We start from the raw sequence: 26,641 nt of genomic DNA on the forward strand, positions 1-26,641 counted from the left end.
AGACTCGGAGTTCAAGCCCCGTGACCCGCCGCGCCGGAGGCGTGGCATGGGTGGAGTCACGGGGCCTCCGGGTCTGGACTGAGGAGCGCAGGGAGTGAAGAGGAAGAACTGGAACGCAAGCCCCGCGCCATGAGCGGCGTCATGCGATCCGTCCGAGCTCGGCCGGGCTGATGGCGTGCTGCAGCGGCAGGCCGGCGGCCAGGCGCTCGATCTCACCGACGGCGAGCTCGCCCAGCCGGGCGACCTCGTTGCCGACGGCTCCGGCCAGGTGCGGGGTGAGGAAGACGTTCGGCAGGTCGAGCAGCTTCGAGTCCGGCGGCAGCGGCTCGGGGTCCGTCACGTCGAGCACGGCGTCGATCCGGCCGGCGACGCACTCGTTCTCCAGTGCGCCGGCGTCGACGATCCGGCCGCGCGCGGTGTTGATCAGCACGGAGCCGTCGCGGAGCAGCGCCAGCAGCCGCGCGTCGACGAGGCCGACGGTCTCGGGCAGCAACGGTGCGTGCACGCTGAGGACGTCGCTGCGCCGGAAGAGGCTGTCCAGGTCGACCAGTTCGGCACCGAGCGTGGCGGCGTCGGCGGCGCTGAGGTACGGATCGCTGATCAGCACCTCGAGGTCGAAGGCGCGCAGCCGCTCGGCGACCAGCCGGCCGATCCGCGAAGCGCCGAGCAACCCGACCGTGGTCCCGTAGTTGCCCGGGATCTGCCGCGGGTCCGGCATTCGCCGGCTCACCTTGTACTGCGCACCGAGGCGGAACGCGCGCTTCCCGCTGAGCACGATCGTGGCGACGGTGAACTCCGCGACCGGCACGGCGTTCGCCACGACGGCCGACGACACCTGGATCCCCCGGTCGAACGCGCCGGGGTCGACGAAGTGCTTGACCGAACCCGCGGCGTGCACGATCGCCCGCAGCCGCGGCGCCGCAGCGAGCACCTCGGGTGTGATCTGCGGGCAGCCCCAGCCGGTCAGCAGCACGTCGGTGCCGGCGAGCGCCGTACGGAGCGCGGGCTTGTCAAGGAATGTCTCGTCGGCGCGCAGCGGCAGGATGTCGGCAGCGACATCGAGCCGGTCGCGAACCGCCCGGACCAGCACGCGCTTGCAGGTGGCCTCGTCCATCGCGAGCAGCACGGTCGGCCGGGCCAGGGACGGTCCGGGAGCGGCGGTGTCGAGCGGATCAGGTTCGGTGCGCACAGGAACACGCTAGCAAGCGCTTTCCAAACCCGCTCGTCCGGTCCGCGTCGTGGTGCACCTCGCGAGATCTCCACTCTGGGCACGGCCCGGTCACCCGATCGCCGCTCGGACGGCCGGTGGGTGCACGAAGTCGCCAGATCGGGCCGGATGACCTGGCGGTGCGCACGCGGACTCGGAAAAGTTCTCGGAGGGTGGAATTCCTGCCCGGTGGACGGGCGTTGTGATCGGAGAAGGCAAGATGGAGGGGCCTACCCGCCCTGTTGGCCAGTGTGAAGGAGACGAAGATGCTGCGACCGGACGACCTCTACGAGATCGTCGACGAGTCGGTGGCGACCGGCCCGGCGGCTGCGCCGAAGGTGCTGGTGCATTCGCTGGACGGGTTCATGGACGCCGGCCAGGCGGGGCGCGTGACGGCCGACCACCTGCTCGAGGTGCTGGACCACCGGCTGCTGGCCCGCTTCGACGTCGACCTGCTGCACGACTACCGCGCCCGGCGGCCCGAGGTGACGTTCGCCGAGGACCGGTTCATCGACTACTCGCCGCCGCAGCTGAACCTGCACCTGCTGACCGACGACGCGGGCGTGGAGTTCCTGCTGCTGGAAGGCGTGGAGCCCGACAACCACTGGAACCGGTTCGCCGGTGCCGTCCGGCAGCTGATCGAGCTCTACAACGTGACGCTGGCGGTCGGTGTGCACGGCATCCCGATGGGCGTGCCGCACACCCGCCCGCTCGGCCTCACCGCGCACGCGACCCGGCCCGAGCTGGTCACCCGGTCGAACATCTGGGACGGCGAGATGCGACTGCCCGCGAGCGCCGGCACGATGCTGCAGGTCCGGCTCGGCGAGGCCGGCAAGGACGCGATGGGCTTCGCGGTGCACGTGCCGCACTACCTTGCCGAGAACCGTTTCCCGGGCGCTGCGCTGGCCCTGGTGCACGCGATCTCGGCGGCGACGGGCCTGCTGCTCCCTAGCAAGGCCCTGCTCGACGAGGCAGCCGTGACCGGCCGCCTGGTGGACGAGCAGGTCGAGCAGTCGGAGGACGCCGCCGCGGTGGTGAACGCCCTGGAGACGCAGTACGACGCGGCGGCCGGCTCGATCAGCCGCGGCAGCCTGCTCGCCGGTTCGACTCCGTCGGCCGAGGAGCTGGGCGCCGAGGTCGAGCAGTTCCTGGCCGAGCTGAACCGCGACGACGACCACTGATCCAGCCATGCACGAAGGCCCCGGAGCGATGCGCTCCGGGGCCTTCGGCTGTGGTGCGGCTGCTCAGACCGAAAGGCTCGCGCGGTCCGCGGTCGATCGGTTCAGCATCGCGTCGACGCTGAAGCGGCCCGGGCCGACGGCGGCGAGGGTCAGCGCGAGCAGACCGAGCCCGGCCACGAGCTCCCAGCCGCCCTCGCTGGCGAAGATGCCGTTCGACAGGTGCACGAAGACGAGCGCGCCGGCCATGTTCAGCGCCAGCAGCACCCCCGCCACCGACGTCAGCACGCCGAGGATCAGCGCGGCGCCGCCGATCAGCTCGATCCCGGCCGCGAAGTACGCCGACAGCGTCGGGGCCGGCACGCCCATCTGGTCGAAGCCGGCCGCGGTCGCGTCGAGACCGTTCGTACGGAACTTCTGCCAGCCGTGCGCGATGAAGATGACACCGAGCCCGATCCGGGCGATCAGCAGGACGGCGTCACGGGCGGCGGACCGGGCGGGGCCGGAGGGGAGGCGGCTCACGGGGTTCTCCTGTCGGTCGAAACTAGGTGGTTGCGCGTTCAACCATAACCTACGGGGAGCGACCGAAAGCTCACCGAAAGCCGCGAGGTGACCGGAACCACAAGCCACCCGACGGCCGTACGCCCGCCGCGATGTCCTGACCTGTCAGGATGAGGCATGCCCGAGTCTCTGGAGGATCTGGTCGACCTGCTCGACCTGGAGATGATCGACCTCGATCTGTTCCGCGGCCGGCAACCGCAGACCTCCGCCCAGCGGGTGTTCGGTGGACAGGTGCTGGGTCAGGCGCTGGCCGCCGCGGGCCGGACGGTCGAGCCGGAGCGGGTCGTGCACTCGCTGCACGGCTACTTCCTGCGCCCCGGCGACACCGGCGTACCGATCGTGTACCGGCCGGAGCCGACCCGTGACGGGCGGACCTTCAGCAGCCGTCGGGTTGTCGCTTCGCAGCACGGCAAGCCGATCTTCTACATGTCGGCCTCGTTCCAGCGGCCGGAGCCGGGCCTGGACCACGCCGATCCGATCCCGGACGACCTCGTCCCGCCGGAGGAGGCGCCGACGCTGGCCTCCGTGCTGGAAGCGGCCTCGGGACGCAACGCCGACGACTGGAACAAGGAGTGGGCGGCGCTCGACGTCCGGCTCGCCGGAGTGAGCGGCCGGCAGTTCTGGATCCGGGCCGCCGGCAAGCTTCCGGACGAGCCGGCGTTGCACGCCTGCGTCCTGGCCTACGCCAGCGACCTCACGTTGCTGGGGGCAAGCTTGTTGCCGCACGGGCTGATCATCGGCGACCGGCGAATCCAGCCGGCCTCGATCGACCACGCGCTGTGGTTCCACCGGCCGTTCCGCGCCGACGAATGGCTGCTGTACGACCAGGCGTCGCCGTCCGCGTCCGGCGCACGCGGCTTCGCCACCGGCCGGCTGTTCACCGAGGACGGGCGGCTGGCGGCCTCGGTGGCGCAGGAAGGTCTGATCCGTCCGGTCGGACTCGACCTGGACGACGAATGACGGTTGACGGATCTGCTAACTTGGTCGGCATGCAGCAGCACGCCGTGGTGACGACGACGCCGGACGATGTCCCGGCGCGCTGACTGACGCAGTCTTCGACAAGCCCCGGGGCGAGTGCCCCGGGGCTTTCGCGTGTCCGGTGCACACTCGCCCGCTCCTGGAAGCGAGGAACCACCGATGTACGACCACCGCAAACTCGGCCGCGAGCTCGGTCTGTTCGACTCCGACCCGCTGATCGGCGCGGGTCTGCCGTACCTGCTGCCCGCCGGGGCAGCGATCCGCCAGGCCCTGGAGAGCTATGTCGCCGAGCTGGAGCGCAGATCCGGGTACCAGCACGTCTACTCGCCCGTGCTCGGCAAGCGCGAGCTGTACGAGCTCTCGGGGCACTGGTCGCACTACAGCGACGACATGTACCCGCCGATGAAGGTGGGGGAGGAGGAGGTCGTGCTCCGGCCGAGCCTCTGCCCGCATCACGCGCTCATCTATCGGTCCCGGGCGCACAGCTACCGCGAACTGCCCGTCCGGTACGCCGAGCTCGGCGGCATGTACCGGTCCGAGCTGTCCGGCGTGCTCGGCGGGCTGACCAGGGTCCGCGCGATCCAGCTGAACGACGGGCACATCTTCTGCACCCTCGACCAGGTCGCCGACGAAGCCCGCGCGGCGCTCGACCTGATCCTGCGCGCGTACGGCGATCTCGGCCTGCGTCCGGCGCGGTTCCTGCTGTCGCTGCCGGCGGCGGACGCACGGATCGGCGACCCGGCCAGCAAGTACGTCGGCGACGCGGAGAGCTGGGACCGCTCGGCAGCGCTGCTGCGGGAGGTGCTGGACGAGGCCGGCGTCCAGTACGAGGAGGCGCCGGGCGAAGCAGCGTTCTACGGCCCGAAGATCGACGTGCAGATCGCCGACGCCGCCGGCCGGGAGTCGACCCTGTCCACCATCCAGATCGACTTCCACCAGCCCGCCCGGTTCGAGCTCGACTACATCGGGGCCGACGGCAACAAGCACCGCCCGGTGATGGTGCACCGCGCGATCATCGGCAGCCTGGAACGTGTCATCGCCCAGCTGATCGAGCTGCACGGCGGCGCGTTGCCCGGGTGGCTCGCTCCGGTCCAGCTCGTCGTCCTGCCGATCTCCGACGCCGAGGAGAAGTACGCCGCGGAGATCACCCGCCGCGCCGTCGACCGCGGCCTGCGCGCCGAACTGGCGCACGCCGACGAAGGCACCCTCGGAGCGCGCATCCGGGAGAACCGTCTCGTGCCGTACCAGGCCGTCATCGGAGCCCGGGAACTGGAAGCCGGTCAGCTGGCCGTGCGTGACCGGAGCGGCAGCCGGTATGCGCCGGCCGCGGCGGGCGACGTACTGGATCAGCTGGCGGCCGGCTGCCGCCCCGCCGCGCTCAGCGAGGTTCGAGCTGGCCGACCAGGTGAGTGAGCTCGTGCTTGTCGTCGTACAGGGCGAAGTCGATCGCGTTGCCGGTGGCGCGGTAGCCGAACTGGACCCGGGAGGGCAGCAGGACGGGCTTCCGGAAGTCGACCCGAACGGTGTAGGCGTCCGGGAGCCCGACGGCTCGCTGCAGCGACGCGAGAGCCGCCGCCTTGGTCCACATCCCGTGCGCGATCTGGCGAGGGAAGCCGAAGGCCTGGGCGGTGAGCTTGAACAGGTGGATCGGATTGCGGTCACCCGAGGCAGCGGCGTACCGGCGGCCGAGGTTGCCCCGCAGCTCCCACCAGGCCTCGGGCTGCAGCTCCGGATCGGGCAGCACGTCGGCCTGGGCCGTCTCGTCGCCCACCGAGCGGCTCAGCAGGGTGGTCGAGTCCGTCCACACGACCTCGTTGAAGACCCGCACCTCGCTCAGCACGTCGAACACCGTGCCCTTCGGGTGCGGCCGCTCCGGCCCGCTGTGCACGGTGATCGCCAGCTCGGCGTGCAGCGGGATCGGCCGGAGCTGGGTGATTGTGTTCGACAGGTGCACGATGCCCATCGGCTTGTACGGGAACGACGGGTCCGACATCAGGTCCAGGTGCAGCGGAAAGGCCAGCACGTGCGGGTAGGTCACCGGCAGCGTCGGCCCCGCGCTGAACCCGGTGACCTCCCGGTACGCCGCCAGGTGGTCCTGGTCGACGGCGGCCTGCGGAAGCTCCAGCGTGAGCCCGTCGACGTCCGGCGTGTACTCCGCCTTGCGCAGGGTGGCCTTGACCGTCCGGGCGTACAGCGAGCCGAGCCCGGGGGAGTCGTCGTACCGGCGGGTCGGCATCTCAGGCTCCCAGCATGCTCTGGCCGCAGACCCGCACCACGTTGCCGGTGACGCCGGCGGACGCGGGATCGGCGAACCAGGCGATCGTCTCGGCCACGTCGACCGGCTGACCGCCCTGCTGCAGCGAGTTGATCCGGCGTCCGACCTCGCGGATCGCGAACGGCACCCGAGCGGTCATCTCGGTCTCGATGAAGCCCGGCGCGACCGCGTTGATCCGGATCTGCCGCTCGGCCAGCCGCGGCGCGTACGCCTGGACCAGGCCGATCACGCCGGCCTTGGAGGTGGCGTAGTTGGTCTGGCCGTTGTTGCCGGCGATGCCCGCGATCGAGGAGACGCCGATCACCGAGCCGCCGTCGTGCAGCGCTCCGGACTCCAGCAGGTGCGCGGTGATCCGCTCGGGCGCACGCAGGTTCACGTCGAGCACGGCGTCCCAGGTGTCGGTGCGCATGTTCGCGAGCCGCTTGTCCCGGGTGATGCCGGCGTTGTGCACGACGATGCCCAGGCCGCCGTGGTGCTCCTCGGCGTGCGCGGCGATGCGCTGCGGGGCGTCGATCGCGGTCACGTCCAGCAGCAGTTCGCTGCCGCCGATCGCGGTCATCACCTGGCGCAGGTCGTTCGCGTTCTGCGGGACGTCGACGCCCATCACGGTCGCGCCGTCGCGGGCCAGAATCTGCGCGATCGCGGCGCCGATGCCCCGGGCGGCGCCGGTGACCAGAGCGACCTTGCCGGCCAGCGGCGCGGCCGGATCGGTGGCCACCAGCGGCCCGGTGCCGATCCGCGCGACCTGGCCGTCGACGTACGCCGACTTCGGGGACAGGAAGAACCGCAGCGTGGAGTCGAGCTGGTCGTGCGCGTCCGGCGCGACGTAGACCAGGTTGACCGTCGCGCCGCGCTTGACCTCCTTGCCGAGCGAGCGGGTGAAGCCTTCCAGCGCGCGCTGGGCGATCTGCTGCTCGGGCGAGGCCGCCAGCTCGGGAGTCCGGCCGACGACGATCACCCGGCCGGCCGCGCCGAGCTGCCGGATCACGGGGGAGAAGAAGCGCTGCAGCGAGCTCAGGTCGGCCGTGGAGGTCGCGCCGGTCGCGTCGAACACCAGGGCCTTGGGCCGCAGCTCGCTCGACGCGACGCCCTCGGCCGCCGTACTGAAGGAGGCGCCGATGTCCCGCAGCAGGGCCTGGATCGCCTTGCCGGTGTCGGTCTCGGCGATGGATCCGAACACCACCGGCCCGTCGACGACCGGGGCGCCCTCGGTCCAGCGCGGCAGCGGAGCAGGGTCGGGCAGCCCGAGGTTCTTGACCAGGGTCCGGCCGACCGGCGTCCGGGTGAAGGTCTGGTAGCGATCCGTCATCTCTACAGGCTCCTACTACTTCTCGAGGATGGCGACGACGCCCTGGCCGCCGGCGGCGCAGATCGAGATCAGGCCGCGGCCACCGCCGTTCTCGTCCAGCTGCTTGGCCAGCGCGGCCACGATCCGCCCACCGGTCGCGGCGAACGGGTGCCCGGCGGCCAGCGAGCTGCCGTTGACGTTCAGCTTGTCCCGGTCGATCTCGCCCAGCGGCGCGTCCAGACCGAGCCGTTCCTTGCAGAAGATCGGGTCCTCCCAGGCCTTCAGCGTCGCCAGCACCTGGGACGCGAACGCCTCGTGGATCTCGTAGTAGTCGAAGTCCTGCAGGGTCAGTCCGGCGCGCGCGAGCATCTTCGGTACGGCGTACGCGGGAGCCATCAGCAGCCCTTCGGCACCCTTCACGTAGTCGACGGCGGCGGTCTGCGCGTGGGTCAGGTAGGCCAGCGGGCGCAGCCCGTGCTCGGCGGCCCACTCGTCGGTGGACAGCAGCACCGTCGAAGCGCCGTCGGACAGTGGGGTCGAGTTGCCCGCCGTCATGGTCGCGGTCTCGCCCTTGCCGTAGACCGTCTTCAGCTTGGCCAGCTTCTCCGGCGTCGTGTCCGGGCGAAGGTTCTGGTCCTTGTCCAGCCCCAGGTACGGCGTCAGCAGGTCGTCGTGGAAGCCCCGGTCGTACGACGCGGCCAGGTTGAGGTGCGAGCGGTACGCGATCTCGTCCTGCGCCTCCCGGGTGACGCCCCACTCGAGCGCGGTGAGCGCGGCGTGCTCGCCCATCGACCTGCGCGTCCGCGGCTCGGCGTTGCGCGGGATCTCCGGCACGACGTCCTTCGGCCGGACCCGGGCCAGCACCTTCAGCCGGTCCTGGAACGTCTTGGCCCGGTTCAGGTCGAGCAGGATCGTGCGCAGCTTGTCGTTGACCGCGATCGGCGCGTCCGAGGCCGAGTCGACGCCGCCCGCGATGCCGGCCTCGATCTGGCCGAGGGCGATCTTGTTGCCGACCAGGATCGCCGCCTCCAGCCCGGTCCCGCAGGCCTGCTGGAGGTCGTACGCCGGGGTGGTGGCGGCGAGCTTGGAGCCGAGCACCACCTCGCGCACCATGTTCCAGTCGCGGGCGTGCTTGAGCACGGCGCCGGCCACCACCTCGCCGACCTCCTCGCCACCGAGGCCGGTCCGGTCGACCAGGCCGTTGAGGGCGGCGGTGAGCATGTCGGAGTTCGAGGCGTGCCGGTAGGTCTTGTCCTGCCGGGCGAACGGAATACGGTTGCCGGCGACAACGGCCACCTTGCGGGTCTCGGTCACGGTTTCTCTCCTGCGGTGCGTGGGGTGGAGCGGCCGGCGGTCGCCCTGAGGGGTTTGCCGGGAGCTGTCCCGGCGGTTCTGGCCGACTTGGTGGATGCTTTGCCGGCCGGGCTGAGCGCCTTGCGGCCGACGGCGGTGGCGAGGGTGGCGGTGATCGCGGTGGACCGCACGGTGTCGATGTCGGCGTGGTGCACGACCGGGTGCCCCGGCTGCGCGGCGGACACGATCAGGCCCATCCTGGCCATGTGCAGCGAGCCCAGCGTCTGGGTGTAGAGGTGGTTGGCGAGGTACGCGGTGTCGACCTCGTCGAACACCCCGGCCCGCTGACCGGCCTGCAGGATCGTCGAGATCCGCTCCAGCGCGCTCGCCATCGCCGCGCCGAGCTTGGTCATCACCGGCTCGGTGATCTCGCCGAACAGTTCGTCGCCGGTCCGCCGCAGCAGGCTCATCGCGCAGTCGGCGAACGCGGGGTACTCCAGGCAGAAGTCGACGAACACCTCACTGAGCGCGCGCAGCCGGTTCAGCGGGGCGCGGCGCGGTCCGTCGACGGCCTCCAGGCGGCCGTCGAGCTCGCCGAGGTAGTCGACCAGGGTCAGGGCGAAGAGTTCTTCCTTGCCGGCGAAGTGCCGGTAGATCAGCGCCTTGTTGATGCCGACCCGCTTGGCGATGTCGTCGATCTGGGCGTCGATCGAGCCGCGCTCGTCGAACAGTTCGCGGGTGCAGCGAATGATGTCCCGCTCCCGGTCGCGACGGCGCTCCGCCGTGGTCCGGCGGCGTCCGATCGCGAGCAGCGCGGAGCTCATGCACCGATCTTAGCCACACCGGTACCCCTGGGTGCAAACGATGGTTACACTCGTGGGTAACATCGCTGCCGCTGTCGTCTCCACCCGCTGCGTGCTCGTCCGGAGGAACCCCGATGACCCTGACCGACCCGAAGCCGTCCGAAACCGTGTCGGCCGACGTGATGGCCCTTGCCGGCGAGCTCGGCGCCGAGCGGGCCAAGCCCGGCTGGAGCACCTTCTCGCTCGCGCTGAACGACGAGCAGCGGGAGATCCGCGACTGGGCGCACACCTTCGCCGCCGACGTGATGCGGCCGGCCGCGTCGGAGTGGGACGAGCGCGAGACCACGCCCTGGCCGGTGATCCAGGAGGCCGCGAAGATCGGCCTGTACGGCCTGGAAGCGAACGTCAACCTCTTCATCGACCCCTCCGGCCTGCTGATGCCGCTGGTGCACGAGGAGCTGTTCTGGGGTGACGCCGGCATCGGCATGTCGCTGACCGGCACCGGCCTGGCGTCGTCGGCGATCTTCTCCAACGGAACACCCGAGCAGTGGAGCCAGTGGCTTCCCCGCTGCTACGGCACGCCGGACGACGTGAAGGTCGCCGCGTTCTGCTCGTCCGAGCCGGGCGCCGGCTCCGACGTCTCCGCGATCCGCACCCGCGCGACGTACGACGAGAAGACCGGCGAGTGGGTCATCAACGGCCAGAAGGCCTGGGCCACGAACGGCGGCATCGCCGACATCCACGTCGTCGTCGCCACCGTCGACCCGTCGCTGGGTACGAAGGGGCAGGCGGCGTTCGTCGTACCGAAGTCCGAGGTCCGCGGCCTGGAGCAGGGCACCAAGCTGAAGAAGCACGGCCTGCGCGCCTCGCACACCGCCGACGTCTTCTTCGACAACGTGCGCATCCCGGCCGAGAACGTGCTGGGCGGCAAGGAGAAGCTCGACGCCCGCCTGGCCAAGGCCCGCGAGCCCCGGGACGGCCAGCGCGCCCGCAACGCCTCGATGGCGACGTTCGAGATGACCCGCCACATCGTCGGCGCCCAGGCGATCGGCATCGCGCGTGCGGCGTACGAGTTCGCGCTCGAGTACGCCAAGGGCCGCGAGCAGTTCGGCCGCCCGATCATCGACAACCAGGGCATCGCCTTCAAGCTCGCCGACATGGCGATGGAGATCGACGCCGCCCGGCTGCTGGTCTGGCGCGCCGCCAACATGTCGTCGGCACTGATGCGCGGCGAGTCGCCGAACTACCGCCACGGCGAGGGCTCGATGGCCAAACTCAAGGCCGGCGAGGTCGCGGTGAAGGTCACCGAGGAAGCCATCCAGATCCTGGGCGGCAACGGCTACACCCGCGAGTACCCGGTGGAGCGCATGCACCGCGACGCGAAGATCTACACCATCTTCGAGGGCACGAGCGAGATCCAGCGCCTGGTGATCTCCCGAGCGATCTCCGGGATGCGGATCCGGTAGTCGCCAAGAGCGCTACCGAACAAGACCTGAGTAGACAGGGGCTGGGGCGGCGCCCCTGCTGTGTCCTGTCGGGTTGGGGTCGGCGATTTCCGGTGGAGGATTGTCGGTCGGGCGTGTGACGATGCCTGGCATGGTGAACTCCGGGTACGAGGTGCGGACCGCGACGGCTGGCGAGCATGACCAGTTCGTGGGGCTGTTCGGCGCGGCGATGATGTTCGAGAGCGCGCCGAGCGATCTCGACCGGGAGTTGTTCGAGCCGGGGCGGGCGCTGGTGGCCGTGGATGGCGGTCAGTTCGTTGGGACCGCGAAGGCCATGAGTCGCGATCTGGCGGTGCCCGGGGGTGTGGTGCCGGCTGCGCACGTGACGGCGGTCGGCGTGCGGGCGACTCATCGACGGCGCGGCATCCTGTCCGAGCTGATGAGCCGGCAGCTGCGCGAAGTACCGGAGGCGCTCGCGGTGCTCTGGGCGAGCGAGCCGGGAATCTACGGCCGGTTCGGATATGCCCCGGCCGCCTGGGGTGTGTCGTACGAGGCCGACCTGCGCACCCTCAAGCCGTACCCCGTGCCGAGCGACGCAGGTTCGCTCGAGGAGCTGGCCGCCGACGACGCAGTGGCTCAGCTGGCGCCGATGCTTCGAGAGCTGCAGGCGAAGCGTCCGGGGGTGTCGGGCCGGTCCGAGCAGGAGTGGCGCAGGCGCTTGCAGGACAAGCCCGACGATCGCGGTGGTCGGACCGCGCGTCAGATCCTCGTGCACCGCAACGAAGCCGGCGCCTTGGACGGGTATGCCCTGTGGCGCGGCAAGCTCAGTTGGGGACCCGGCGGTCCGGCCAACGAGGTGAGCGTGGAGGAGTTCGTCGCTCTCGAGCCGACGGCGTACCACGCGCTGTGGCATCACCTGCTGACTCTCGACCTGGCCGGCAAACTCGAGTACGGCCACGCCGCGCTCGACGAGCTGCTGCAGCAGTTGGTGACCAACCCGGTCGCGCTCAACCGGCGGCTGACCGAGTCGCTGTGGGTTCGCATCACCGACGTCGGCCGCGCCCTGGCACAGCGCCGGTACGCGACCGGGGTGGATGTGGTGATCGAGGTGACCGATGACCTCATCACGGCCAACAACGGTCGGTACCGCCTGACCGGTGACCTGGAGCAAGCGACCTGTGAACCGAGCGATTCAGCCCCCGACCTCTCGCTGTCCGTGAGAGAGCTCGCCGCCGCGTACCTGGGTGGCCGTCCGCTGAGCGAGTTCACCGCGACCGGCCGAGTCACCGAACACACCGCCGGCGCCTTGTCCGCGCTGACGGCGGCCCTCCGCTGGCCCGTTGCTCCGGTGAGCATCGAGATCTTCTGAGCGCCTGGCCGACATCGCGAGGTCGCCTCAGTCGAGACGCAGGATGGTTTCCTCGATCTCCGCGGCGCGGGCGTTCGCGTAACCGCGATCGGTGCCGGTGGGGATGAAGCCCGCCTTCTGCAGGACCCGGAGGGACGCCAGGTTGTCGGAGGCCGCTCGCGCGTGGATGGGGCGGGTCCGGACCGTGGCCAGCAGAAGCGCGAGGGCCTGGGTGGCGATGCCTTGTCCCCAGAACCGGCGAGCGAGCCAGTAGGTGATTTCGGTGTCGCCTTCCATGACGAAGACGCCGATGGTGCCGACCAAGAGGCCGTCCTGCGTGATGGCGTACTGAGTTGCGTCGGGGGACGACCTGATCCGGGCCTGGTGGGCGTCGAAGGCGGCCCGGTCGTTGGGGTCCTCGGCGGTGAAGGCGGCCATCTGGACCGACTCGGGGTCGCGCATCTGGTCGAAGATGGCGTCCAGGTCGGCGTCGGTGACCGCACGGAGGGCGATGGCCATGGCGTGCCCCTTCCTTGCTGGTTCGCAGCAACGTACCCGGGCTCGCTGACGGTTTCTGGCGGCCTCCACAGGGCGTCGACGCGGTGAGGCCGAGCGCTCCGTCACGACCCGAGCTCCCTCGCCGGCGACCGGCACCCCGGTCGATATCCACAGCGGTCGAGATCCCGATGCACAGTCTGTGGATGGTTGTGGACAACCTGTAACGGAGATCCGGCAGCGGCTGCAACAAGGGCAGTGGCGCGCACGCCCACGGGTCGGGTTCCGGGGGAGTCCGAGGCTCCGGTTGACTGGGGCCGACTCAACCACAGTCCCGAGAGGACGCCGATGCAGTTCGCGTTGCTGTACTACTACGATCCCGCGGTCGCCGGACCGACCAAGGAGGAGGTGCTCGACTGGCTGGCCTTCGACCGGGCCGTGCGAACGGGGGTGTGTTCGTGCACGAGGCGGGGTTCCACTCGGTCGCCCGGGCGCGGACCGTGCGGGTGCGGGACGGACAGTTCGAGAGCGAGTCCGGCGGTGCAACGAGCGGCCCGGTGCTGGCCGGCTACTACGTGGTGAACGTCGACGGGATCGAGGCAGCCGAGCAGTGGGCGGCACGGATTCCGACCGCCCGGTACGGCGCGGTGGAGGTCCGGCCGGTCGTCGAGTACGACGGCTGAGCCAGGCGGGCCGGAGCTGCGGGAAACGTTTCCGATTTCGGGTCGGATGATGAGACGAACCGCCGAGAAGTCGGACAGGACCTCGCGTCAGTTGCTTAGGTAGATCGGGAGATCGTTTTCCGTCCACGGCCGGAGCGGTCGCCCACTGACCTGGTGCGAGGAGGAGAAGGTGTCGAAACCGCTCAAGATCGCGGCTCTGGGATTCTGGCACGTGCATGCGGGGGACTACGCGCGGCAGGCGCAGCAGCATCCCGGGACCGAGTTGGTCGCCGTCTGGGACGACAACCCCGACCTCGGGCAGCCCGGGGCCGAGAAGTTCGGGGTGCCGTACACCGACGACCTGGACGCCCTGCTCGCCCGGGCCGACGTCGACGGCGTCACGGTGACCACCTCGACGGACCGGCACCGCGACCTGATCGTCAAGGCCGCGAACGCGGGCAAGCACATTTTCACCGAGAAGGTGCTCGCCCCGACCGTGACGGAAGCGGAGGAGATCATCGCCGCGGCCGATGCCAACGGAGTCAGGCTGGTGGTGTCGCTGCCGCGGCTCGCCCACGGCTACACCCACGCGATCCGCGCGGTGATCGCCAGCGGCGACCTCGGAAAGCTCACCTACGCGCGGGTCCGGCTGTCGCACGACGGCGCGGTGTCCGCCGGGGGCCAAGGTGGTTGGCTGCCCGAGCGCTTCTTCGAGCCGAAGACGGCGATCGGTGGAGCGCTCACCGATCTCGGTTGCCACCCGATCTACCTGACGCAGCTGTTCCTCGGTGCCGACCCGGACACCGTCAGCGCGACGTACCGCTCGGTGGCCGGGCTCGGGCTGGAGGACAACGCGGTCGTGACACTGGGGTACGGCGACCAGAAGATCGGGGTGGTCGAGGCGGGCTTCGCCAGCCGGAACCCGTTCACGATCGAGATCTTCGGCACCGAGGGAAGTCTCACCTACACCGAAGACGGCAACGTGCTGCGGGCGTTCGGGCCGGCCTTCGGCGACGGGCGGCAGGTGCCGGTGCCGGACCACGGCAAGGACCCGTTCGCCCAGTGGGTCGACCACATCACCGAGGGCACTCGGGCCGACGACAATCTCGCCCGTGCCGTCGAGCTGACCCGGATGGTGGTCGCCGCCAACGAGTCCGCCGAGCAAGCCACGGTCGTCCGGTACGCCGGTCCGGCCGGCCGCTGAGCTGCGGCAGTCACCGAAGCACCTCGTTCCAGCAGCCGAGCAAAGGACTTTCATGCCACAGATCAAGGTCGGACTGATCGGGGCCGGCGGCATCGCCGAAGCACATCTCAAGGGGTACCGCGCACACGCCGCACGGATCGGCGTCACCGCCGTGGCCGACGCCGACGCGCAGGTCGCCGCCGAGCGGGCCGGCGCGATCGGTGCCACGCCGTACACGGACTACCGGCGGATGCTCGAGGACGAGGAGCTCGACGCGGTCGACATCTGCCTGCCGCACCACTTGCACCGGGACGCGATCGTCGCCGCAGCCGAGGCCGGCAAGCACATCTTGTGCGAGAAGCCGCTGTGCTTGACGGCAGAGGAGGCCGCGGACGTCAAGGCGGCGGTTTCGGCGGCCGGCGTGACGTTGATGTGCGCCCACAACCAGCTGTTCCTGCCGGCGGTGGCGGAAGCGAAGAAGCTGCTGGAGGCCGGCGCGATCGGCACCGTGTACGAGGTGCGGACCACGGACAGCTTCTACAACGACTTCGACCCTTCGACGATGGGGTGGCGAGCGAGCAGCGCGACGAGCGGTGGTGGCGAGCTGATCGACACCGGATACCACCCGACGTACCTGCTGCTGCACCTGGCCGGCGGTACGCCGGTCGAAGCGACGGCGATGTTGTCGAGACACCGGTTGACGTTCATGGAGGGCGAGGACTCGGCGCAGGTGCTGGTCCGGTTCGACAACGGCGTGGTGGGGCAACTGGCGACGAGCTGGGCCTACCAGCCGGCGGCGTCGACCGAACGCTTCTCCGCCGTGGGAGAACTCGGCGCGCTGCACAGCGACGGGAATTCCATCACCCTTCGGCTGCGCGCCGGTGACGTGACCACGATCGAGCTGGAGCCGGTGGACACGTTCGTCGCCGAGATCGGCCACTTCGCCGACTCGCTGCTCGGCAGGACGCGGCCGTTGCACACTGAGGAGGAGGGCATCGCGGTCCTCGGCATCCTGCTGGCGGCGTACGAGGGGGAGCGGACGAAGACGATCGCTCCGGTACTGAGTCTGTAACGTCTCGTCGGGGTGGGCGGCTGTGTCCACCCCGGCGTGATCAGTCACTCCGGCGAAAGAGAGACAGACGTTCGCGGAGACGATCATCCCGACGGCGTCGGCTATTGGCCTTCGCGACGGCGAGGTGAACGGGCAACCTGCCGCAGGAGAGCATTGAGGATGTCGGGAGTCTCCTGGGGTGGGGGGACGGTGGCAGCAAGGGTGTCGAGAATCCGGGTGTAGGCGTCGACGTCGTCGCGCTTGTCCAGGTACAGGGCGCTGGTGAGGTGCTCCAGGTAGACGACGTCGGGCAGATCGGGCTCGGGGAAGCGCAGCACGCTGAAGGCCCCGCCGGTGGCGGCGTGGCCGGGGCTGCGGTCCGGGATGATCTGCAGGGTGATGTTCGGGCGTTCGATCGCGTCCAGCAGCGCGCGCAGCTGGGCCCGTTGCACTTCCGCGCCGCCGATGGAGCGGCGGAGGGCGGACTCCTCGACGACGGCCCAGAGCTTCAGGGGCGGGTTGCGATCGAGGACCTGGTGCTGACGGGTGCGACGGAGGGCGACGATCTGGTCGAGCTCGTGGTCGGGGCGGTCGCCGGCGGGCGTCAGTTGGGCGACCGCGCGGGTGTACTCCGGGATCTGCAGGAGGCCGGGCACGAACTGGACCTCGTAGGTGCGGATCAGTTCGGCGGCGGCTTCCAGCCCGAGGTAGGCGTCGAACCAGTCGGGCGTGACGTCGCCGTACTGGTGCCACCAGCCGGGGTTGTTCGCGTCGCGGGCGAGCTGGACCAGGCGCTCGCGCTCGGCGGTGTCGGTGACGCCGTACAGCGTGAGCAGGTCGAGCACGTCGCGTTCTTTGAAGCCGACGCGGCCGAGCTCGAGGCGGCTGATCTTGGACTCCGAGCCCCGGATCGCCCAGCCGGCCTCGGCCCGAGCGACGCCGGCGCGCTCCCGCAGTCGTCGCAGGTGCGCGCCGAGCATGATGCGCAGCGCCGTTGGCCCCGGCTCGTTCCGGCCCGTCATACCCCAAGTTTACCTCGTTTTCGAACACATGTTCGACCCAGGCGGCAGATTGGTGCTGGTGGGACGGATGGGGTGCGAGAGGTCAGTCCCGCAGGAATTCGGCCCGCCAGCGCGTCGATGACGGGTCCGAGGGGCTGGGCAGTTCCTCGAGCTGGATCAGCCGGAGGTCGTTGACGCCGAAGGCCTCGATGGACGCCCGGGTGAGCGGCCACGGCGGGCCTTCGACCGCGCCGTCCGGTACGTCGTCGGCCCGCGCCGCGGCGATGACGACCAGCGTGCCGCCCGGGCGGACCTGCTCGCCGACCTGCTTCGTCGCCGCCGCCTGCCAGGAGATCGGCAACGCCTGGACGGTGAAGATCTCCACGACGAGGTCGAACGCGCGATGCCACTGCGCCGGCGGGTCGAGCAGATCGGCCACCTGGTACTGCGCTTTCGAGCCGGGGTGCGCCCGCTGTGCCGCCTCGATCGCGGTCGGGGAGATGTCGAAGGCGATCGTGTCGTAGCCGAGATCGGCGATCAGCTCCGCGTCCCACCCGGTCCCGGCGCCGACGATCAGCGCCCGCTTCCCGGCGCCGTCCGGCTCGGCGCTCTGCACCCACTCGGTGAGCAGGGGGTGAGCGGTGCCGCGATCCCAGGGCACGACGGCCTGCCCATCCGCAGCGGCCGAGTAGAGCCGCTCGAACCAGCCGGTCGGGTCGTCCGCGGCCAGCGATTCCCGGGCCAGGCGGCGGGTCGCGGTGTCCGGGTCGTCGTCGGTCATGTGTCCTCACCTGGTTGATGGATCGCTCGCACGGTCTGTACGGTGTCGACCTGGTCGGCGGTCTTGTCCTCGCGGTAGCGCAGGACCCGCGCGAACCGCAGTGCCATCCCGGCCGGATACCGCGGAGAGGTCTGCACGCCGTCGAAGGCGATCTCCACCACGATCTCCGGCCGCAGGTAGACCGTATAAGCGTCCCGGCTCACCTCGAGCTGCTGGAAGCGCTCGGTCTGCCAGCGCAGCAGCTCGTCGGTCAGGCCCTTGAACGTCTTGCCCAGCATCACGAACTCGCCGGTCTGCTCGTCGCGCGCGCCGAGATGCAGGTTCGACAGCCAGCCGGTCCGGCGGCCGTGGCCCCACTCGGCCGCGAGCACGACCAGATCCAGGGTGTGGGTCTGCTTGACCTTCACCCAGCCGGAGCCGCGCCGGCCGGCTTCGTAGGGCACCGACAACGACTTGACCATGACGCCTTCGTGCCCGCGCTTGACCGCGTCGGCGAAGAACGCCTGTCCGGCCTCGGCGTCGTCGGTGACCAGCCGCGGAATCCGGCGGTGCTCCGGCACCAGCCTGCTCAGCCACTCGTGCCGCTCGGCGCCACCGAGGCCGAGCAGGTCCTGGCCGTCGAGGTGCAGGATGTCGAAGAAGTACGGCGTGAGCGGCACGGTCTCCGGACCGGTCGCGGCGCGCGTCGCGGTCCGGGAACCGGTCACCTGGAACGCCTCCGGCCGACCGTCCGGCCGCAGGGCGATCAGCTCGCCGTCCAGCACGACCTGCTCGGCCTCCAGCTCCAGCGTCGCGGTGACCACCTCGGGCGCCCGGTCGGTGATGTCGTCGAGGGTCCGGGTGTAGACGACGACGCGGTCGCCGTCGCGGTGCACCTGGATCCGGATGCCGTCGAGCTTCCACTCGATCGCGGCCGGCGTACCGGTCTTGGTCATCGCCTCCGCCACCGTCGTCGCGGACTGGGCGAGCATCGGCTGCACGCCGCGACCGACCTCGAGGCCGAACTGCGCAAGACCGGCCTCGCCCTCGGTCAGCGCCGCAACCGCCACCGGAGCCGCGGCGCCGCGCAGCATGGTCGCCGCCCGGATCTTCTCCAGCGCGATCCCGGTCGCCTTGGCGACGGCATCGGCCATCACGCCGTCCAGGGCGCCTTGCCGCAGCTCACCGGCCACGAGCTGCCGCAGGAACCGCTGCTCCGGCTCGGTCGCCCGCCCGAACAACGCGTTGACGGCCTCCCGCCGGCGGGCCTGCGAACCGGCACCGGCGATCTCGGCCAGCTCGGCGAACGTGCGGTCCACCTGCTCGACCGTCAGCGAGGGCGTCGCGGCGGGCTCCGGAACATCGGCGAGCGTCCGCCAGCCGACGCCCGTACGCCGCTGGCGCAGCTCGCCGGACAGGTACGTCACCACCACCTCGGTCTCGACCGGATCGGTCGCTGCGGTCAGCAGCTCGGCGATGAACTTCGCCTTGGCCAGGCGCGACCGCGTCCCACTCAGCGAGCTGGAGGTGGCTACCACATCGGCGAGCAACATGACCCCAGTCTGGCCCATGGCACCGACACTTTCCGGCAGCGCACCGTGCCCGGAGTCAGCACTGAAAATGCACCGAACCGGCACCGAACCGGCCGTCGACCCCGGCGCGGGCTCCGGCTCTCGACCGAGGCGAACCCAGCGCCCTACGGCGCCGGCGGCAGGTCGTCCAAGAAGCCCGCCGACGGGGTGAAGAACAGCGTCCCGGTGACCGCGGTCGAGAAGTCGAGGATCCGGTCGTAGTTGCCTTCGGGTTCACCCAAGAACATCCGTCGCAGCATCAGTTCGGTGATGCCGGGGTCCTTCGCGTAGCCGATGAAGTAGGTGCCGAACTCCTGGCTGCCGATCGACCCGAACGGCATGTTGTCGCGCAAAATCTGCAGCTCGTTGCCGTCCTCGTCCTCGATCACGGTCAGCGCGATGTGCGCGTTGGCCGGCAACACGTCGTCGTCCAGCTCGATGTCCTCGAGCTTCGTCCGGCCGATCACCCGCTCCTGCTGCTCGACGGTCAGGGCGTTCCACGCCTTCAGGTCGTGCAGGTACTTCTGGACGATCACGTAGCTGCCACCGGCGAACTGCGGGTCCTCGGCCCCGATCAGGACCGCCTCCTCGGCCTCGCTGCCGGTCGGGTTCTCGGTGCCGTCGACGAAGCCCAGCAGGTCGCGCATCTCGAAGTACTTGAAGCCGTGCACCTCGTCGAGCACGGTCGCGGCGCCGTCGAGCACCTTCATGACCTGCTGGGCCAGCTCGAAGCACTGGTCGAGCTGCGCGGCGCGGATGTGGAAGAGCAGATCGCCAGGAGTCGCCACGGCCTTGTGCTTGCCGCCGTCGAGCTCGATGAACCGGTGCAGGTGGCGCGGCCGCGGCCCGGCGAACAACCGGTCCCATACCTCGGCGCCGATGCTCGTCACGCACGACAGTTTTCCCGCCGGCCCCCGGAACCCGACCGATCGGGCCAGACCGCTGACGCGCTCCAGCAGCGCCCGCGCGGCCGGCTCGCCACCTGGCTCGATCCGCACGACCAGGAAGATCGCGGAGCCGGTCAGCGGCATCAGCACCGACTGCGGCAGTGCGTGCGTCGAGGCGATCGGGCCAGGAGTCGGGTCAGTCACCATCGATGGCTCCTCAGGTCGGTACGTCGAATCAGGCGTCAGCATGCAGCAGTACGCCGTACGAGCCGGCGCAGGGGGTGCTGGTCTGTTCCGGCTGCCGACCAGGTGGGGCGCATCAGGCGATCGAGGAAGGCGATGAGCAGGGCTTCGCGCAGACGTGGGGGAGCGACGTCGAGCAGGGCGTTCACCGGGGCCATCCGGTCCGGCAGGCTGCCGGTCGTGGCGGTGTCGCCGAGACCCGCGACGGACAGCAACCCGTCGAACGCGTCGTCGTCGAGAGTCGACGGATCCAGCGCGCCCGCGGCCGCGGCCAGCTCCGGCGCCACCTGCACCGGGCCGGCCAGCTGAGCCGCGCGAGTCGCCGATTCCAGCGCCTTGACCAGCTCCTCCATCCGGGCAGCGGTCGCCGCCGAAACGGTGAGGTGGAGCGATGCCGGTTGCCCGCGGAAGCTGAGCTGCGGCTGCACGAACCAGCCCAGCGCAGCCATCTCGTCCGCGATCGTGAACACGTCCGCCCGCTCGTCGCTGCGCAGCGCCACCAACGTCGTCGCGGGATCCGCGAGCACGGTCAGCCCGTCGATCGTCCGGATGCGGCCGGCCAGCTGCACCGCAGCGTCGTACGCGGTGCGGGCGAGCCGTTGGTAGCCGTCGTCGCCGATGTGGTGGACGACGGCCCAGACCGCGGCGACCGGTGCGCCCGACTTGGTCGACTGCAGCGTCGAGTTGAGCATCGTGTACCCGGGCCAGTCGGCGCTCGCGAAGAACTGCGATCGGCGCAGGCTTGCATCCCGGTGCAGCAGAATCGAGGCGCCCTTCGGCGTGTACCCGTACTTGTGCAGGTCGACCGAGATGCTCGTGACTCCCGGAACGGCGAAGTCGAAGTCGGGCACCTCGACGCCGTCCAGCCGCAGGTACGGCAGGATCCAGCCGCCGATGCACGCGTCGACGTGACAGCGGACGCCCCGCTCCGCCGCGACCGCCGCGATGGCCGGCACCGGATCGACCACGCCCTGCGCGTACGACGGTGCGCTCGCGACCAGCAGCACGGTGGCCTCGTCGCACGCCGCGGCGACATCCTCGGGTCGCGGCGTGAAGGTCACCGGGTCCACGTCGACGACGATCGCGCGCACCCCGAAGTAGTGCGCGGCCTTGTGGAACGCCGCGTGAGCGGTGGAGGGCAGGACCATGCTCGGCGAGGTGATGCCCGGCGACGCGTCGCGCGCGGCCTGCACCGCCAGGAGCACCGACTCCGTCCCGCCCGAGGTGACCGTGCCGACCGCGGCCTCCCCGCGCAGCAACCGGGCGGCCCAACCGACCAGGTCGTTCTCGAGCGTTCTCAGACTCGGGAACACGGTCGGGTCGAGTCCGTTCGTCGCGCCGTACTGGGCCAGCGCGGTGCGGCCGATCTCGTCGGCCTCCGCGAGACCGGAGTCGTACACGTAGGCGAGCGTGCTGCCGCCGTGGGTCGGCAGGTCGCCCTCCTGCAGCGCCCGCAGCCGGGCCAGGACGTCGCTCATCGCGCCTCCAGAACTTCTCCGGCGGTCAACCGGTAGCGGGTCAACGAGAAGAAGCTGACGGCGATCAGCACAGCAGGCACCACCGACAGTCCGACCACGATCGCGGTCAGTGCCGAATCCGGCTAGACCGCCGACCGGTCGGTCGAGGACACGTAACCGCCCAGCGCCAGCGTCACCGCGTAGACGCCCGGGCCGAGCGCGAGCCCGAGTGTCTCGCCGGCCGTCCAGATCCCGGTGAACACGCCGGCGCGACGGATGCCGCTGCGGGCCGCGTCCACGGCCGCGACGTCGGGCAGCATCGCGAGCGGGAACACCTGCGCGCCGGTGAACCCGATCCCGACGACTCCGATCGCGACGTACACGCACCAGACCGGCACGTGCTGGGCTGTCGACAGCGCCAGCGCGCCGAGCCCGAGCACGGCCGACGCGGCGAGGAATCCGGTGCGCTTGCCGAACTTGTTGCCGAAGGCAAGCCACAACGGGCTGACCAGCAGCGCCGGGCCGACGACGCAGACGAACCCGATCGACGCGGCGCCCGGATCGCGCAGCACGTACCGCGCGAGGTAGTCGATGCCGGCCAGCATCGCGCCGATCGCGAGGGCCTGCAGCATCAGCGTGATCAGCAGCCAGCGGAAGTCCCGCGCGTGGGCGACGACCCGCAACTGGTCGCGCAGCGTCCCGGCCGTCTCGTGCGGACGGCCGATCGGCGCGCGCCGCGTCCCGGCGTACGCGCCGATCGTGCCGGCGACCAGCAGCGCGGCGACGGCCAGGCCCATCACCCGGTAGCCCTCGCGGCCACCGATCGCGTCCCGGATCGCGGGCGAGGCGCCGCCGCTGATCAGGATCGCGACCGTCAGGAAGGCGACCCGCCAGGACATCAGCCGGGTGCGTTCGGTGTAGTCGTCGGTGATCTCGGCCGGCATCGCGACGTACGGGACCTGGAAGAACGCGTACGCCGTCGCGCAGCCGAGGAACGCGACCAGCACCCAGAGCGCGTCCAGCGCCCGCGAGTCGAGATCCGGCGCGGCGAAGAGCAGGGCGAAGCAGACCGCCAGGGCGAGGCCGCCGCGCAGCAGGAACGGACGGCGAGGGCCGAGCGGGGACTCGTGCCGGTCGCTGATCCGGCCGGCGACCGGGTTCAGCACGACGTCGAGAGCCTTGGGCAGCAACACGATCGCGCCGGCCAGTCCGGCGGCGATCCCGAGCGTGTCGGTCAGGTAGGGCAGGAGCAGGAGGCCGGGCACGGTGCCGAAGGATCCGGTGGCGACCGAGCCGAGGGCATAGCCGATCCGCACACGGCGGGCCTGCTGCGGATCGGACATGACGGAAGCATGCCAGGCAGGGTCGTGATCGTGCTGTGCGTTGTCCACAGGGATGTGGGGCGGCGAGGACTTGAGCCGATCTCATAGAGTCTCGGCATGGAGCCGGAGTCGCAGGCAGGGCCCCCGAACGACCGACCGCAGGACGCTGTCCGGGATCAGCGGATCGCTGGGCAACCCGGCGACGCCGAGACCGCCCATCAGGCTGGGGGCGCCGGTACGGCTCCGGGCGATGGTGTGCCTCAGCGACCGACAGAGGGCGTGGCGCATTCGGGCTACGCGGCTCCGCCCGTGCCGGACGGACGGCAGTTGCCCGGTGAGCCGGGATTCTGGTCGCCTGAGCAGCCGCCGCCGTGGCCTGGTTACCAGCCGGCGGGCCACCAGCTGCCGGCGGCCAACCACCCGCCGGCGGGCCAGCAGGGGTGGGCGGGTCAGCAGCCGCCCTACGGCCAGCCACCGAACGCGCCGGCGCCGTACGGGCAGCAGTACGGGCAGCCGCCGCAGGGGCCGCCGTACGGGCCGGGCCCCTACGGACCGCCGCCGGGGCAACCGCCCTACGGACCCGGCCAGTACGGCCCTGCGCCGTACGGGCCGATGCCGTACGGGATGCGACCACCGGAGCCGCGACACCTGCCGGCGCCGCCCGGTACGCCGTTCCACCAGCTCGCGCGCAACCCCAAGCACACCTGGTGGCGGCCGTTGGTCGGCACCGGCGTGCTTGTGGCGATCGCCTTCTTCCTGACCGCGGCCGTGCTGGTCATCTGGTCGGTCGTGCACGGAGTGATCAGCGGCGACGTCCCGGACCCACAGGGCGACCAGATCTTCCCGAACGACACCGAGAACCTCGCCCTGACCCTGGTCATGCTCGCCGTGCTCACACCGGCTGTCGCATTCACCGCTTGGGTGATCCAGCGCCGCCCACCGTGGAGCATCGCCTCGGTGCTGAACCGGGTGCGCTGGAAGTGGCTGCTGCTGTGCTGCCTCCCCGCCCTCGGGTACCTGGCGCTCTCCTACGTCCTCGGTCTGCTGGTCGAGCAGATCTTCCCCACCGCCGACCCGATCCCGGCCGACGAGGGGTCCTGGGTCGGGTTCGCGGCGTTCGTCGGCCCGGCCGTGCTGATCCTGCTGCTGGTGCCCTTCCAGGCGAGTGCGGAGGAGTTCGTGTTCCGCGGCTGGCTCATCCAGACCGTCGGCGCCTACGCGCCGCAGGGGGAGGGCCGCAACGGCTTCACCCGGATCGCCGGACGCGTACTGCGGACGCCGTGGCCGGCCTTGGTCGTCACCAGCGTGCTCTTCGTCTCCGCGCACGGCTACACCGGCTGGGCGATGGCCGACATCTTCCTGTTCGCGATGACGGTCGGCTGGCTGACCGTGCGGACCGGCGGTCTGGAGGCCGCCATCGCGATCCACACGCTGAACAACCTGCTCGCCTTCCTGTTGCCGGCAGCAACTGGCCAGCTCGACGGCTGGGCCGACCAGGGCGGCGCGCCGTGGACGGTCCTGGCGGTCGACATCCCGTGCCTGGCGTTCTTCGCCGTCAGCGTCGTCTGGCTGGCGAAGCGCCGTCGGGTGGCTCAGCTGAGCGCCTGACCAAGGTCGGGCGCTGCCAGTCACCGGTGGTCTGTCGGCGGGATCTGGCAGCCTGTCGGCCGTGACGAAACCGAACCTTGGACCCATCGACACCGTCCTGTTCGACTGGGGCGGCACCCTGGCCACCTGGCGCGACATCGACCTGTACGCCGTGTGGCGGTCGGTGGCCACGCTGATCGACGAGGCGCGGGCCGACGACCTCGCCGCCAAGCTGGTCGCTGCCGAGGAGGCGGCCTGGCTCCGGTCCCGGGACGAGCACGTGAGCAGCACCCTGGAGGACGTCTGCCTGCTGGCCGACGTGGTGATGACACCGGCCGCGTTGGCGGAGTACGAGCGGCTGTGGCACCCGCACACCGAGCTCGACCCGGATGCGATCGACCTGCTGACCGACCTGCGGAACCGCGGCTACCGGATCGGCGTGCTGTCGAACACCATCTGGTCGCGGCAGCGGCACGAGCAGATCTTCGCCCGGGACGGGGTGCTCGACCTGATCGACGGCGCCGTCTACACCAGCGAGGTTCCGTGGACGAAGCCGCACCCGGAGGCGTTCCTGGCCGCCATGCGGGCGGCCGGCGGCACTGAGCCGGCGCGCTGCGTCTTCGTCGGTGACCGGCTCTTCGACGACGTATGGGGTGCGCAGAACGTCGGAATGCGGGCGGTGCACGTTCCGCACAGTGCCATCCCGGCGAATCAGATCGGCCACACCGAAGGCATCCCGGACGCCACCGTCCACCGCCTCGCGGAGCTGTCCTCCGTACTGGAGAGCTGGAAGTAGGTCCGACGGGGCCGCGTCGGTGTGCTGGGATCGGGCCGTGCTCGCCCGGGGTCCCCGAAAGGCCGGCCGGACGCGACAGGACCCCCGGCCGGGAGGGCGGCTGGGGGTCCTGGGTGGGGGTTTGGCTGGCTTGCTGCTGCCTGGCGGCTCAGACCTAGGCTGCGAGCGTCGGGTCGGCGAGCAGCCGCAGGCGGCCCAGCGCCTCGCGCTCGATCTGCCGGACCCGCTCGGCGGAGATGCCGTGCACCGCGCCGATGTCGGCGAGCTTGGCCTGCCGGCCGTCGTGCAGCCCGTAGCGGCGCCGGATCACGTCCGCCGACCGCGGGTCGAGCTGGTCGACCAGGCTGAACAGTCCGGACCGGTCGGAGGCGTCCGCGACCAGCTGGTCCGGACCCGGCGCCGTCTCCGCCGCGATCAGGTCACCCAGCGAGGTCTCGCCCTCGTCGTCGATCGGGTTGTCCAGGCTGATGTGGTCCCGGCCGATACGGATCAGTTCGGTGACCCGCTCCTCGTCCAGGTCCAGCTCCGCCGCGATCTCGTCGATCTCCGGCTCACGCCCGAGCTTGCGCTCCAGCGTCCGCCGGGCCGAGCCGATCTGGTTCAGCTGCTCCACCACGTGCACCGGCAGCCGGACCACCCGGGCCTGCTGCGCGATTCCGCGGGTGATGGCCTGCCGCACCCACCACGTGGCGTACGTCGAGAACTTGAAGCCCTTGCGGTAGTCGAACTTCTCCACCGCGCGGATCAGGCCCGTGTTGCCCTCCTGGACCAGGTCCAGCAGCGGCATCTGCGAGCGTCCGTACCGGCGGGCGATCGAAACCACCAGCCGCAGGTTGGCCGTGACGAACCGCTGCTGCGCGCGCTGACCTTCCGCGGCCAGCCACTCGAGCTCCTCCTCGGTCGCGTACTTGGGCGCTCCGCCCTTCTTGCGTCCCACCCGCCCCTCGGCCAAGAGCTGCTCCGCCAGGAGTCCTGCCTCGACCGTCTCAGCGAGCTCGACCTCTTCTTCCGCCGTCAGCAACGGAGTACGTGCGATCTCTTCGAGGTAGAGACCGACGCTGTCCTTGCCGTCGATACCTTCGTCCGTGGACCGGACACGAGCCATGCGAGCCACCGAAACTCCCTTCGTCGTTACATGGAGAGCAACGCTCGAGTGAGGTTCAAGATTCCACGATGAGTGTGTAAGCAGCCTGAACGTTCCCTGAGAGTTCCCGGCACATCCACGCCCGGTAAACGCCGCCGGAAACGCG

The 26,641-nt window shown here is 70.6% G+C and carries 24 protein-coding genes; 10 read left to right on the forward strand and 14 right to left on the reverse strand.

Annotated elements, in window-relative coordinates; all coding sequences use genetic code 11:
• Positions 1-139: 139 nt before the first annotated feature.
• Entirely contained in the window at positions 140-1,189 is a 1,050-nt protein-coding gene (locus KFLA_RS16835; protein ID WP_012921005.1) for a hydroxyacid dehydrogenase, read from the reverse strand.
• A 284-nt stretch (positions 1,190-1,473) separates the two neighbouring features.
• On the opposite strand from KFLA_RS16835, the gene KFLA_RS16840 reads away from it, so the two are divergent.
• Positions 1,474-2,388 carry a proteasome assembly chaperone family protein gene (locus tag KFLA_RS16840; protein WP_012921006.1) on the forward strand — a complete coding sequence of 305 codons (915 nt, stop codon included), beginning with the start codon at positions 1,474-1,476 and terminating at the stop codon, positions 2,386-2,388.
• Positions 2,389-2,451: 63 nt separating this feature from the next.
• On the opposite strand, the gene KFLA_RS16845 is transcribed toward KFLA_RS16840, so the two are convergent.
• Complete coding sequence (locus tag KFLA_RS16845) at positions 2,452-2,907, reverse strand: DoxX family protein (RefSeq protein WP_012921007.1); 456 nt, start codon at positions 2,905-2,907, stop codon at positions 2,452-2,454.
• Positions 2,908-3,063: 156 nt separating this feature from the next.
• On the opposite strand from KFLA_RS16845, the gene KFLA_RS16850 reads away from it, so the two are divergent.
• Both KFLA_RS16850 and thrS read left to right on the forward strand, forming a co-directional pair.
• Positions 3,064-3,906 carry an acyl-CoA thioesterase gene (locus KFLA_RS16850; RefSeq protein ID WP_012921008.1) on the forward strand — a complete coding sequence of 281 codons (843 nt, stop codon included), beginning with the start codon at positions 3,064-3,066 and terminating at the stop codon, positions 3,904-3,906.
• A gap of 177 nt (positions 3,907-4,083) precedes the next feature.
• Positions 4,084-5,337: a threonine--tRNA ligase gene (gene thrS, locus KFLA_RS16855; protein ID WP_012921009.1), complete on the forward strand. Its 1,254-nt coding sequence runs from the start codon at positions 4,084-4,086 to the stop codon at positions 5,335-5,337.
• On the opposite strand, the gene KFLA_RS16860 is transcribed toward thrS, so the two are convergent.
• From KFLA_RS16860 to KFLA_RS16875, 4 genes are read right to left on the reverse strand one after another with little or no spacing between them, the layout of a single operon-like run.
• Positions 5,303-6,160, reverse strand: a complete 858-nt coding sequence (locus KFLA_RS16860; RefSeq protein ID WP_012921010.1) for a MaoC/PaaZ C-terminal domain-containing protein — start codon at positions 6,158-6,160, stop codon at positions 5,303-5,305. The genes thrS and KFLA_RS16860 overlap by 35 nt on opposite strands.
• 1 nt (position 6,161) lies before the next feature.
• Positions 6,162-7,508 carry a 3-oxoacyl-ACP reductase gene (locus KFLA_RS16865; protein WP_012921011.1) on the reverse strand — a complete coding sequence of 449 codons (1,347 nt, stop codon included), beginning with the start codon at positions 7,506-7,508 and terminating at the stop codon, positions 6,162-6,164.
• A gap of 15 nt (positions 7,509-7,523) precedes the next feature.
• Positions 7,524-8,801, reverse strand: a complete 1,278-nt coding sequence (locus KFLA_RS16870; protein ID WP_012921012.1) for an acetyl-CoA C-acetyltransferase — start codon at positions 8,799-8,801, stop codon at positions 7,524-7,526.
• Complete coding sequence (locus KFLA_RS16875; protein WP_012921013.1) at positions 8,798-9,604, reverse strand: TetR/AcrR family transcriptional regulator; 807 nt, start codon at positions 9,602-9,604, stop codon at positions 8,798-8,800. The genes KFLA_RS16870 and KFLA_RS16875 overlap by 4 nt, the downstream gene beginning before the upstream one ends.
• Positions 9,605-9,717: 113 nt before the next feature.
• Between KFLA_RS16875 and KFLA_RS16880 the strand changes: the two genes are divergently transcribed.
• Together KFLA_RS16880 and KFLA_RS16885 are read left to right on the forward strand one after the other, a co-directional pair.
• On the forward strand, positions 9,718-11,049 hold the full coding sequence (locus KFLA_RS16880; RefSeq protein ID WP_012921014.1) for an acyl-CoA dehydrogenase family protein: 1,332 nt from the start codon (positions 9,718-9,720) through the stop codon (positions 11,047-11,049).
• A 130-nt stretch (positions 11,050-11,179) separates the two neighbouring features.
• Complete coding sequence (locus tag KFLA_RS16885; RefSeq protein ID WP_012921015.1) at positions 11,180-12,397, forward strand: GNAT family N-acetyltransferase; 1,218 nt, start codon at positions 11,180-11,182, stop codon at positions 12,395-12,397.
• A 27-nt stretch (positions 12,398-12,424) separates the two neighbouring features.
• Here KFLA_RS16885 and KFLA_RS16890 read toward each other — a convergent pair whose 3' ends face one another.
• Positions 12,425-12,895 (reverse strand): GNAT family N-acetyltransferase, encoded by a 471-nt coding sequence (locus KFLA_RS16890; RefSeq protein ID WP_012921016.1) that lies wholly within the window; start codon positions 12,893-12,895, stop codon positions 12,425-12,427.
• A gap of 434 nt (positions 12,896-13,329) precedes the next feature.
• On the opposite strand from KFLA_RS16890, the gene KFLA_RS38340 reads away from it, so the two are divergent.
• From KFLA_RS38340 to KFLA_RS16905, 3 genes are all read left to right on the forward strand, one after another.
• Positions 13,330-13,554 carry a YciI family protein gene (locus KFLA_RS38340; RefSeq protein WP_202797130.1) on the forward strand — a complete coding sequence of 75 codons (225 nt, stop codon included), beginning with the start codon at positions 13,330-13,332 and terminating at the stop codon, positions 13,552-13,554.
• A gap of 169 nt (positions 13,555-13,723) precedes the next feature.
• The gene (locus KFLA_RS16900) at positions 13,724-14,737 is read left to right on the forward strand and encodes a Gfo/Idh/MocA family protein (protein WP_012921017.1); all 1,014 of its coding nucleotides are present in this window, start codon (positions 13,724-13,726) and stop codon (positions 14,735-14,737) included.
• Between the two features lie 52 nt (positions 14,738-14,789).
• A complete protein-coding gene (locus tag KFLA_RS16905) occupies positions 14,790-15,788 on the forward strand; it encodes a Gfo/Idh/MocA family protein (RefSeq protein ID WP_012921018.1) in 999 nt (332 codons plus the stop codon).
• Positions 15,789-15,889: 101 nt separating this feature from the next.
• Here the strand turns inward: KFLA_RS16905 and KFLA_RS16910 are convergent, their stop codons facing one another.
• The 6 genes from KFLA_RS16910 to KFLA_RS16935 all read right to left on the reverse strand — a co-directional run bounded on the left by KFLA_RS16910 (position 15,890) and on the right by KFLA_RS16935 (position 23,029).
• Positions 15,890-16,789, reverse strand: coding sequence for a helix-turn-helix domain-containing protein (locus KFLA_RS16910; RefSeq protein WP_012921019.1), 900 nt, complete (start codon positions 16,787-16,789; stop codon positions 15,890-15,892).
• 82 nt (positions 16,790-16,871) lie between these two features.
• Complete coding sequence (locus tag KFLA_RS16915; RefSeq protein WP_012921020.1) at positions 16,872-17,549, reverse strand: class I SAM-dependent methyltransferase; 678 nt, start codon at positions 17,547-17,549, stop codon at positions 16,872-16,874.
• Complete coding sequence (locus tag KFLA_RS16920; RefSeq protein WP_041289361.1) at positions 17,546-19,081, reverse strand: ATP-dependent DNA ligase; 1,536 nt, start codon at positions 19,079-19,081, stop codon at positions 17,546-17,548. The genes KFLA_RS16915 and KFLA_RS16920 overlap by 4 nt, the downstream gene beginning before the upstream one ends.
• Before the next feature lie 143 nt (positions 19,082-19,224).
• Positions 19,225-20,193: a Dyp-type peroxidase gene (locus KFLA_RS16925; RefSeq protein WP_012921022.1), complete on the reverse strand. Its 969-nt coding sequence runs from the start codon at positions 20,191-20,193 to the stop codon at positions 19,225-19,227.
• A 35-nt stretch (positions 20,194-20,228) separates the two neighbouring features.
• The gene (locus KFLA_RS16930; protein ID WP_012921023.1) at positions 20,229-21,707 is read right to left on the reverse strand and encodes a pyridoxal phosphate-dependent decarboxylase family protein; all 1,479 of its coding nucleotides are present in this window, start codon (positions 21,705-21,707) and stop codon (positions 20,229-20,231) included.
• 122 nt (positions 21,708-21,829) lie between these two features.
• On the reverse strand, positions 21,830-23,029 hold the full coding sequence (locus tag KFLA_RS16935; protein ID WP_237706827.1) for an MFS transporter: 1,200 nt from the start codon (positions 23,027-23,029) through the stop codon (positions 21,830-21,832).
• A 288-nt stretch (positions 23,030-23,317) separates the two neighbouring features.
• Here KFLA_RS16935 and KFLA_RS16945 point away from each other — a divergent pair, with 288 nt between their 5' ends.
• Entirely contained in the window at positions 23,318-24,616 is a 1,299-nt protein-coding gene (locus tag KFLA_RS16945; protein ID WP_148256661.1) for a CPBP family intramembrane glutamic endopeptidase, read from the forward strand.
• Positions 24,617-24,677: 61 nt separating this feature from the next.
• On the forward strand, positions 24,678-25,391 hold the full coding sequence (locus tag KFLA_RS16950) for an HAD family hydrolase (RefSeq protein ID WP_012921025.1): 714 nt from the start codon (positions 24,678-24,680) through the stop codon (positions 25,389-25,391).
• A 154-nt stretch (positions 25,392-25,545) separates the two neighbouring features.
• Here KFLA_RS16950 and KFLA_RS16955 read toward each other — a convergent pair whose 3' ends face one another.
• Complete coding sequence (locus KFLA_RS16955; RefSeq protein ID WP_085956223.1) at positions 25,546-26,505, reverse strand: sigma-70 family RNA polymerase sigma factor; 960 nt, start codon at positions 26,503-26,505, stop codon at positions 25,546-25,548.
• Positions 26,506-26,641: the final 136 nt, after the last annotated feature.

The sequence above is a fragment of the Kribbella flavida DSM 17836 genome, assembly GCF_000024345.1.
Lineage (GTDB): Bacteria > Actinomycetota > Actinomycetes > Propionibacteriales > Kribbellaceae > Kribbella > Kribbella flavida.